Source organism: Psychrobacter sp. 1U2 (genome assembly GCF_051847575.1).
This window is the reverse complement of record NZ_JBPYDC010000027.1, coordinates 24,730-34,174: the sequence shown is the minus strand read 5'-3', so window position 1 is coordinate 34,174 and position 9,445 is coordinate 24,730. Positions and strand designations below refer to the sequence as shown.

Genomic DNA, 9,445 nt, shown 5'->3' with positions numbered 1-9,445 from the left:
AGGACTGAGTCCTGTGCAATACAGAACTCAGTCCTTGTTATAAAATAAACCGTCCAACATTTGGGGGTCAGTTCAATGGGACTGGGCTTTCTAGTGTTATAAAACTAATAAACCATTAAGCAGCGTTTTTGCTCTCAGCTGCTAGCTGACGTAAGACATAGTGCAATACGCCGCCATGACGGACGTATTCGCGCTCTTTTGGTGTTTGTAAGCCAACGTTGACTTCAAAAGTCTCTTCTGAGCCATCAGCACGAGTAGCAGTGACTTTGGCGGTTTTGCTTTCGCCATTATCAAGACCTGTGATACTCATCACCTCTGAGCCGTCAAGCTTGTAAGTCTCTGCACTTTCGCCATCTTTAAAGGTCAACGGCAACACACCCATGCCCACTAAGTTTGAACGGTGAATACGCTCGAATGAAGTCGTCAATACTGCTTTTACGCCGAGCAATATAGTACCTTTGGCTGCCCAGTCACGGCTTGAGCCTGAACCATACTCCGCACCACCAAGTACTACGAGCGGACGCTTGTCTTCTTTATACTTCATCGCCGCATCGTACATGGCCATCTCAACGCCATCTGCCAGCGTGGCTTTGTCACCTTCGAAGTAATAAGTATAACCGCCCTCTTTACCATTCATCATCTGGTTTTTGATACGGATGTTAGCGAAAGTACCACGGGTCATGACCGCATCGTTACCACGGCGCGAACCATAACTATTAAAGTCCTCTTCCATGACGCCGCGCTCTTGCAAGTATCTGCCTGCAGGAGAGTCGGGATCGATATTACCGGCAGGTGAGATATGGTCGGTAGTAATCGAGTCACCGAACAAACCTAAGATGCGCGCGCCTTCGATATCTGGGATACCTTCTGGCTCCATAGTCATACCATCGAAGAATGGTGGGTTCTTGATGTAAGTTGAGCCTTCATCCCATGGGTACAGTTGGCTATCGGCTGAACTAATGGCGTTCCATGCTTTACCACCATCGAACACTTCGCCGTAGTTTTTGCGGAACATATCAGCATCGATGTTGTTAGCGATCAGCTCATTGATCTCATCCGATGTCGGCCAAATGTCTTTGAGATACACATCATTGCCATCTTGGTCTTGCCCTAATGGCTGTGTGGTTAGATCAATATCGACCGTGCCTGCTAGCGCATAAGCGACAACTAACGGTGGTGACGCAAGGTAGCTGGCTTTGACGTGCGAGTGAATACGACCTTCAAAGTTACGGTTACCAGAGAGAACAGCAGAGGCAACTAAGTCGTTCTCTTCGATACCTTTTTCGATAGACTCTAATAGTGGTCCTGAGTTACCGATACAAGTAGTACAACCATAGCCGACCAGATAGAAGCCTGTCTTTTCTAGCTCATCCATTAAGTTGGTTTTTTCTAGGTAGTCAGTGACGACTTTTGAGCCTGGTGCTAAAGAGGTTTTGACCCAAGGTTTAGCAGCTAAGCCTTTAGCAGCGGCTTTTTTGGCCACGAGTCCTGCCCCTATCATCACTGCTGGGTTTGAGGTATTGGTACAAGAGGTAATCGCCGCGATAACGACCGAACCATCGCGCAGTTTATGACTTTTATCATCGATATTTATGTCAGAGTAGACATTTGGCTTGGCATAGAGTCTATCGGCTTGCTCTTGTTCGCCGCCCTCTTGATCGAAACGAACTTTACCTTTAACTTCAGCTTCTCGATCTTTAGTCATTTTTTCTAGAGTCTCGCCAAACTTCTCATGCATATCGGATAAATTGATACGCTGCTGCGGTAAATTGGGACCCGCTAGTGCTGGCTGGACAGAGGATAGGTCTAATTCTAATTTGCTCGAATAAGTCGCTGCAGGGGTATCAGCATCATGCCATAAGCCTTGCGCTTTGGCGTACTTTTCAACCAGTTCTATCTGGCTCTCTTCGCGGCCTGATAGACGTAGATAATCAATTGCCATTTGGTCAATCGGGAAGATACCACAAGTCGCGCCATACTCTGGTGACATATTGGCAATCGTAGCACGGTCCGCAAGCGGCATGCTGTGCAAGCCTTCACCAAAGAATTCAACAAACTTACCCACGACGCCATGAGCACGTAGCATCTCGACCACACGCAGTACTAAATCGGTCGCGGTAACGCCCTCATTGAGCTTGCCGATTAATTCAAAACCAACGACTTGCGGGATCAGCATAGAAGACGGCTGACCAAGCATCGCCGCTTCAGCTTCGATACCGCCAACGCCCCAACCGAGCACGCCAATACCATTAATCATCGTAGTATGGCTATCAGTACCAAATACCGTGTCAGGATAAGCGGTAAGCTCGCCATCAACGTCTGCGGCCATAACCACACGCGCTAGGTACTCAAGGTTGACCTGATGCACGATACCGGTAGCAGGCGGCACGACTACGAAGTTTTCAAACGCGTTTTTACCCCAATGCAAAAACTCATAACGCTCGTTATTACGTTTAAATTCGATCTTTTCGTTCAGATCTAGCGCATCTTCGCGACCATAAGCATCAACCTGTACCGAGTGGTCGACGACCAATTCACTAGGGATAAACGGGTTAATCTGTTCTGCTTTTCCGCCCAGCTCAACCACGGCATCACGCATCGCTGCCAAATCGACAACAGAAGGTACGCCAGTAAAATCCTGCAGTACCACACGCGCTGGCATAAAGGCAATCTCTTTTGAGGCTTCAGCGCCAGCATCCCAGTTGGCAACCGCTTCGATATGGTTTTTGCCAACGGACTGACCGTCGTCTTCGTTACGTAGTAAGTTTTCTAGCACGACTTTCATGCAGTAGGGTAACGTTTCGATATTGTCATAAGTTTCAGCAAGTTTTGGCAAACTATAATAGGCATGCTCCTTGCCATCGACGCTCAAGGTGTCTTTTACATTAAAAATATCACTCATGGGTAGCTTCCTTATCTACGGGGTAGAAATTATGAATTTATTGTTATCACGGTGGCTAATGGGTTAATCAGTTCTATCGATTTTCTTCATACATGACAGTAATTGCAGTTAGAAATTAAAAAAGTGCATCTGCAAATTTTGCTTAGATAAAAATATCAGTTTAATAAGACGCTAGCTAAACACGATCTATGCGCGATCTTTTTAGCGGTTAATAGCAGCGTTCTTTTACCATAACAAATAAGCAGGCGTTTGTTAACGTCTAGGCGTAGGCAAATGGTGGCAGAATCGTAACCAAAATAGCCCCAAAAAAGGAAGCTTAAGGGTTTATTAGCAACCGCTACCGTCATTTTTGCCGTTGCCGACCGCTACGAAACACAAAATTGTCATCATAAAAGCTCACTTCACTATTTTCAGACCAAAAATACGGCACGCCCAAAATCGGTAAAGGCGCAAGCTGACGCGGGGTGACGGTGTCCTGAGAGAGCAAATCATCCATGTAATCGCTAAGCTTATTATCTAAATAGTAGAGACGTTCAGCCGTTGATAATCTAAAAAAATCTGGTTCAACATTAATGACAACGCTATGTGCGCACAAGGGTTTACGTGGCTCGATCAATTGCTCAAGTAACGCGTGACCAAAGATGTAAACTGCCGCTTTAGCGTCTTTACTAGGGGCATCAGGTTTATCCCAACTATTTCTCGGTTTGACCAAACTATTTTGCCAATCGAAATCTATCAAAGCTTTGCCAATGCTAGTATCAGAAGTGATTAAAACTGCGCCATTCTCATCGAACACAGTGATAGTATCGCGCACGCGCCCCCGATTTTTACGGTTATTAGGCTCGTTTTTATCATTAGTGATCTCGAGCATATGATGATAATTGAGTAATGCTTTGGTCTTGGGAAAGGTCAGCCAAATACTACCATTAAATAAATCATGCAGGTTATCGCGAGTCGGAATCTTGCCGATCGTGCCAATAAACTGCTCGTAGCCTTGGCCTTCTGGTAAGGCGTCTTGCGAGACAAACTGCAACCTATGAGGGTGGTGATCAGCGCTAGGTTTAGTCGTTGCTGAGATTTGCCCATTATCTTTGACTGTACTTTGTTGGCTTAAGGCTTTATTGAGCACTGTAGCGATAATATCTGTTTGATTATTATCATTAATATGACTATCAGAATCAGCCTGCTTGTCAGGCGAGCGACTTAATTTTTTTATCGTCGTACTTAGATAATTAAGCTGTCGCAAATGACATAACCAAGGCGCTTGCCAGTCGATATTCGCAAAGCTGGACTCTAGTTGCCGCCCAGTATGAGCACTAGTAAAATCGTGATTTATCGGAACAGAAGTAGTCATAGTAAGCATCGTCGCAGTAATTATCTTAGAGCCTATAGTAAATTGGCCTATGCTATCATAGAGCGCTTTTTTGGCGCTAGGCAATCTGGCCTTATAGCTTATCAAGAGATAACAAATAACAAGATAATGGATAAAAAAGAGACATGGCAAATTTTAATACCCACTTAAATGGTGCTTTTGCCGTGAGTGGCGTCATGGCATTAACGGTTTATAAAGCTGGGCTCATCGAGGATTCAGGGTTTTTGCTATGCGTGGCGCTTGGGACTATTGGCGGCTTGCTCCCTGATTTGGACTCTGATAACTCGACTCCGATTAAGCTTGGCTTTAACATGGCATCTTTTGTGTTTGCCTTTGGGCTGGTGATGCACTGGCGCAACGATTTGAGCTTAGTGGCCTTGATGGCGTTATGGCTAGCCGGTTATGGTTTTATGCGCTATATCGTCTTTCATTTGTTTACCAGTATTACTGTACATCGCGGTATCATTCATTCAGTGCCTTACATGGCGGTATTGGGCTTAGGCATGGTCAGTCTAAGTTATTACGTGTTAGGCAATACATTGACTGCCAGTTGGTTCTTTGGGCTATTTCTATTTGGTGGGGCTATGGTACATTTAGCGCTGGATGAGCTGTATAGCGTCAATCTAATGGGTATGAAGATGAAGCGCTCAGCGGGTACGGCAATGAAATTTTATCAGCATAAGGATAAGTGGTGGTATTTACTACTCTATGTTTTGATAGCGCTACTGGTCTATTTTGCGCCGCCCGTTACCGAATTTTGGCAGCAGCTACGTGACCCTGCTCCTTGGGCACAATTAAAGGTCGGCATACTGCCTGCTTTGTTAGAAGATTATTTGTATTAAAACTAACCCATATTTATTAGAGTAAATTATGCAACTATGTCCCTGCCAAGTCTCGCCGACCTTAAGTTTTTTGAGCCAAGCTATCGCTTATAGCGACTGTTGCCAGCCGTATCATGATAGTTTGCTTGACGACAGTAGTGATAAATTAGATAGCATTAAAGCTGAGACCGCAGAGCGGCTGATGCGTACCCGTTATAGCGCCTTTGTCAAAGTTTTGCCTGAGTATATCGTCAAGACTACCGTGCCCGCGCAGCAGCATTTACTCGATATTACTGCGATTGAGGAATGGGCGAAAGAGACAGATTGGGCGGGATTAGAAGTCGTAGCGCACACGCCAAAAATCGGCAAGCGTCACGCACAAGTTGAGTTTAAGGCGTTTTATACGACAACGGACGGTCAGCAAGCGGCACATCATGAGCGCTCTACTTTTGTGAAAGTGAAAGATAAAGCTGATAATGAGACTTGGTACTTTTTAGATCCAACGGTCGCGATGACTGTTAGTCAAAAGCAGCCGTGCATTTGCGGCTCTGGAGAGAAGTTTAAAAGGTGTTGTGGGGTTTATTTACCATAAACCCTAAACACTCGCCCCAACCGACCTTGCAATCGCTATTCCTTCCTCAATGGTCAAAAACTTACGTAGGCTAGGACTGTCCTTAAACAGTATCTCGCCATCTTGGAATATCAGGCATTCATTCACCGCAATCTGTTGCCATTTTTCATTCTCGGTTAAGGGAACCGTCACTAGTATCGTTACCTTATCAGTATCGGTCGTGACATCGCCAAAGTTAATGGCCAAGTCATCGTCGGCCAGTTTCGCTTCGCCAAAGGGCGCTTGGCGAGTTAGATAGAAGAGTAAGCTGCCGGCATAAGCCAATTGCCAGCGCCCGTTAGAGATCAAGCAATTAAACAGCCCATTAGCAGACAGATATCGGCATTGGGTCGTTAAAAAATTAAACAATGTCTTATCATCAGGACGCGACTTAAAGCTGCTTTTAAGACGGTTAATCAAATAACAAAATGCCATTTCAGAATCGGTAGAGCCGACGGGCTGACAATGCTCGGCGTTACCATTATCTTGCAAACGCTGACAGCGCTCGATAAAGGCTTTATTCATCTGGCCATTATGGGCAAATACCCACTGCTCTCCCCAGACCTCACGGGTAAATGGATGGGTATTCGCTAAGCAGTTCTGCCCTTGCGTCGCCTTACGAATATGAGCGATCACATTCATCGCTTTTATCGGATAATTATTGACCAAATCGGCAACGGGCGACAAGTGACTCGGACGATTGTCATGGAACAGGCGCAAACCGGTAGAGTCGTTTTGCACCACACACTCACTACGCTCAAAAAAAGCAATGCCGAAGCCGTCTTCGTGACTGTCGGTCATGCCGCCGCGCTTGCGAAACCCTGCGAAACTAAAGCCAATATCGGTTGGGGTATTACAGTTCATTCCTAAAAGCTGACACATTTATCGATTACCGCCTTGATTATCTGAATTTGTACTATTTATCGCTGTCTCTGAGACGATGCCTAATTCAGCATCGCTCATAGTATTGAGTAGCGCCTCGCCGTCAATATCGCCCTCAAGGCCGCTTAAAATACGTTGAGCTTGCGCCAAATCGCTCATCTCCACCCAGAGCACGACGCCAGAATTCATCCCGGGGATAGCGCTTAGCGGTTGCAAGGATACGGTGATGCCATTATTACGTAGCAGGTTGGCATGCAGCTCACCTTGCATATTGGTATCGTAGCGCGCCAGCTTGTGCCAGTTATCGACTTGGTCAGTCATAGAGTTATCCTTAGAGGGTGCCGCGTGAAGGTTTGAAGGAGTAGGCAGCGTAGGGCTTGCGACCACACGTTTATTGATTGCACGCGTAGGCTTAGACTTACCCTGCTTGTTTGCTATCAAAGTTTTTATCACCAGTAATGTCACGATAGAGCTGCCTTTGCCATAAAAATATTTTTATGAGCGGATAAGTGTTTATAAACTAGGGTTTAATAAACCACAAACCCTGATGACCAGTTGATTTGACCCAGCGGATATTCATCAACATGAAAACCGTTAGGATAGTCTTTAAAGCCGGGCTGAGTGTTTAATTGCGCTATCGCTGCTTGCGCTTGCTCTAAACTTTTAAACACGCCGATCAATTTAAAATCTTCGATGTCGTTATCGCTATTATCATCCTCATAGCGCGTATGCTCTAGCACAAACACCGTATCCTGTGCTTTTTCGACCTGCGCCCAATGATAAGCCGCAAGGCGCTTCATCAGGTCAGGGTTTTTGACCATAATGTTATCGCCCGTGCGCCCCTCAGAACGATTGTAATAGATGACGTTGAGGCGCAGTAGCCAAAATATCACTGCCGCTTTGGCTAGCATCACCGGCATAGCTTGTTTTTCATCGGCAGTCAACGCGCGTTTGGACTCATAGCCTTGCAAAAAAGCGCTCATCTTTTGGCGATCAAACTCTACTGACTCGCCTTGCTCGGCATCGCCCCACGTGGTACAAAAATCATTGATAGTAATGGCAATATCCATCACATAATGCTCGACGCTCACTTCTGTAAAATCCAATAACCCCGTTAATGTTTCATTGTCTTTCGCCAAATTCCATAAGGTATTGTCAGCGAACATATCGAGATGGCATAAACCTTGTGGCAGCTCAGCCAAGGGTAAACTACTATAGGATTGCCAGATATCACCCATCAGCTTGGCTTCATCGCTAGGCATAAACTGAATTTCGCGGTCGCGCACCTCATCCCACGGATATAGAGGTACGCCATAATCCTGCGCGGGTTGCAACGCTTGTAGCGTTTCATGCAACATGGCCAATGCCGCGCCGATCTCATGACACATCGCTGGCGTGGTTTGTTTAGGATGCTCGCCTGCCAAGCACGGTACGATAGTGATCGCTTTATCTTCGTAACGAACGACATAGCGTTTTTCGTCGCTATTTTCATTATTACCAATGCTGTCTTCAATCAAAGCTAAAGGTGCAGCGACTGGTAATTCACCGTCCAATTGATTGAGAATGACCGCCATCTTTTCGATATCCTCAGGCGGGCGCTCTTCGAATAAAGTGAAGACGTAAGAGTAATCGCCCTCGACATCATCGGTAGTCTGAATAAACCAGTTCGAGTTTTTGATGCCTTGAGTAATAGGAATAGCGCGGGCAAAGGACACGCCAAAGCTTGCGCAAAAGGCCGCAAATTGATCATCGGTTAACTGGGTGTAGACGGACATGATATCTCACTTGTGCAATAAAATAAGGTGAATTCAACAGGTAATTATACGCTGTATGAGTAAACATTCATTAAAAGCAGATAAATTTAGCGAAAACCTGCCTGATATGGCGACGATTTTGGTAGACTAGCGCCTTGAATGCATTGATTATAAGGTGAAAGGCCCTATGTTAGCAAAGCGTATCATTCCTTGTTTGGACGTGGATAATGGCCGGGTGGTCAAAGGCGTACAATTCGTAGATATCAAAGATGCCGGTGATCCGGTCGAAGTCGCCAGACGCTATAATGAGCAAGGCGCGGATGAGATTACCTTTTTGGACATTACCGCTACGAGCGATGCGCGTGATACCACTTATCATACCGTTGAGCGCATGGCGGAGAGCGTCTTTGTACCGCTCACCGTGGGCGGCGGCGTGCGTAAAATTAGCGATATACGCAATCTGCTTAATGCTGGCGCTGATAAGGTGGCGATCAATTCCGCGGCGGTTTTCACCCCTGAATTCGTTGGCGAGGCGGCGCAAAAATTCGGTAATCAATGTATCGTTGTCGCCATCGATGCCAAACGCGTCGTCGATATCGACATCAATGGTATCAAAGTGCCACGTTGGGAGATTTTCACTCATGGCGGGCGCAAGCCTACCGGTATTGATGCCGTCGCTTGGGCAAGTAAAATGGCGGAGCTTGGCGCAGGCGAGCTACTCGTCACCTCGATGGATGGCGATGGCACCAAGCAAGGTTATGACTTAGCGCTAATGAAGCACATTACTGATCAGGTGAATATTCCGGTTATCGCTTCAGGCGGCGTCGGTAATCTGCAACATTTGGTCGACGGCGTACTTGAGGGCGGCGTTGATGCGGTGCTCGCGGCGAGCATCTTTCACTTCGGTGAGTACAGCGTACAAGAAGCCAAGCAATACATGGCAGCACGCGGTATTGAGATGCGTTTATAATCGGCGCTTAAGTAAACCCTTAACGCGAAAAAATGCTATCATAGTCAACAACTTATTTTAGCTCATTCTACTTTCAAAAAATTAATAAAAAGCATTGCCAACTTATTCTATAACTTCACTAAAATCAAAGGATT

The 9,445-nt window shown here is 46.1% G+C and carries 8 protein-coding genes; 3 read left to right on the top strand and 5 right to left on the bottom strand.

What is annotated here, in order from left to right; all coding sequences use genetic code 11:
- Positions 1 to 115: 115 nt before the first annotated feature.
- Positions 116 to 2,902, bottom strand: coding sequence for an aconitate hydratase AcnA (gene acnA, locus ACS8FD_RS11450; RefSeq protein WP_439275974.1), 2,787 nt, complete (start codon positions 2,900 to 2,902; stop codon positions 116 to 118).
- A 343-nt stretch (positions 2,903 to 3,245) separates the two neighbouring features.
- Entirely contained in the window at positions 3,246 to 4,256 is a 1,011-nt protein-coding gene (locus ACS8FD_RS11445; RefSeq protein ID WP_439275973.1) for a DUF3025 domain-containing protein, read from the bottom strand.
- Between the two features lie 143 nt (positions 4,257 to 4,399).
- Here ACS8FD_RS11445 and ACS8FD_RS11440 point away from each other — a divergent pair, with 143 nt between their 5' ends.
- Positions 4,400 to 5,116 carry a metal-dependent hydrolase gene (locus tag ACS8FD_RS11440; RefSeq protein ID WP_439275972.1) on the top strand — a complete coding sequence of 239 codons (717 nt, stop codon included), beginning with the start codon at positions 4,400 to 4,402 and terminating at the stop codon, positions 5,114 to 5,116.
- 28 nt (positions 5,117 to 5,144) lie between these two features.
- Positions 5,145 to 5,687 carry a YchJ family protein gene (locus ACS8FD_RS11435; RefSeq protein ID WP_439275971.1) on the top strand — a complete coding sequence of 181 codons (543 nt, stop codon included), beginning with the start codon at positions 5,145 to 5,147 and terminating at the stop codon, positions 5,685 to 5,687.
- A gap of 3 nt (positions 5,688 to 5,690) precedes the next feature.
- Here ACS8FD_RS11435 and ACS8FD_RS11430 read toward each other — a convergent pair whose 3' ends face one another.
- From ACS8FD_RS11430 to ACS8FD_RS11420, 3 genes are all read right to left on the bottom strand, one after another.
- On the bottom strand, positions 5,691 to 6,587 hold the full coding sequence (locus ACS8FD_RS11430) for a class II glutamine amidotransferase (RefSeq protein WP_439275970.1): 897 nt from the start codon (positions 6,585 to 6,587) through the stop codon (positions 5,691 to 5,693).
- Complete coding sequence (locus ACS8FD_RS11425) at positions 6,588 to 6,908, bottom strand: hypothetical protein (RefSeq protein WP_439275969.1); 321 nt, start codon at positions 6,906 to 6,908, stop codon at positions 6,588 to 6,590.
- A gap of 206 nt (positions 6,909 to 7,114) precedes the next feature.
- Complete coding sequence (locus ACS8FD_RS11420; protein ID WP_439275968.1) at positions 7,115 to 8,362, bottom strand: homoserine kinase; 1,248 nt, start codon at positions 8,360 to 8,362, stop codon at positions 7,115 to 7,117.
- 166 nt (positions 8,363 to 8,528) lie between these two features.
- On the opposite strand from ACS8FD_RS11420, the gene hisF reads away from it, so the two are divergent.
- A complete protein-coding gene (gene hisF / locus ACS8FD_RS11415) occupies positions 8,529 to 9,311 on the top strand; it encodes an imidazole glycerol phosphate synthase subunit HisF (RefSeq protein ID WP_439275967.1) in 783 nt (260 codons plus the stop codon).
- Positions 9,312 to 9,445: the final 134 nt, after the last annotated feature.

Excerpts from the sequence above, each read along its gene's own strand:
- ACS8FD_RS11445 (WP_439275973.1), bottom strand. The coding sequence starts at position 4,256 with ATGACTACTTCTGTTCCGATAAATCACGATTTTACTAGTGCTCATACT.
- ACS8FD_RS11440 (WP_439275972.1), top strand. The coding sequence starts at position 4,400 with ATGGCAAATTTTAATACCCACTTAAATGGTGCTTTTGCCGTGAGTGGC.
- ACS8FD_RS11435 (WP_439275971.1), top strand. The coding sequence starts at position 5,145 with ATGCAACTATGTCCCTGCCAAGTCTCGCCGACCTTAAGTTTTTTGAGC.
- hisF (WP_439275967.1), top strand. The coding sequence starts at position 8,529 with ATGTTAGCAAAGCGTATCATTCCTTGTTTGGACGTGGATAATGGCCGG.
- ACS8FD_RS11420 (WP_439275968.1), bottom strand. The coding sequence starts at position 8,362 with ATGTCCGTCTACACCCAGTTAACCGATGATCAATTTGCGGCCTTTTGC.
- ACS8FD_RS11430 (WP_439275970.1), bottom strand. The coding sequence starts at position 6,587 with ATGTGTCAGCTTTTAGGAATGAACTGTAATACCCCAACCGATATTGGC.
- ACS8FD_RS11425 (WP_439275969.1), bottom strand. The coding sequence starts at position 6,908 with ATGACTGACCAAGTCGATAACTGGCACAAGCTGGCGCGCTACGATACC.
- acnA (WP_439275974.1), bottom strand. The coding sequence starts at position 2,902 with ATGAGTGATATTTTTAATGTAAAAGACACCTTGAGCGTCGATGGCAAG.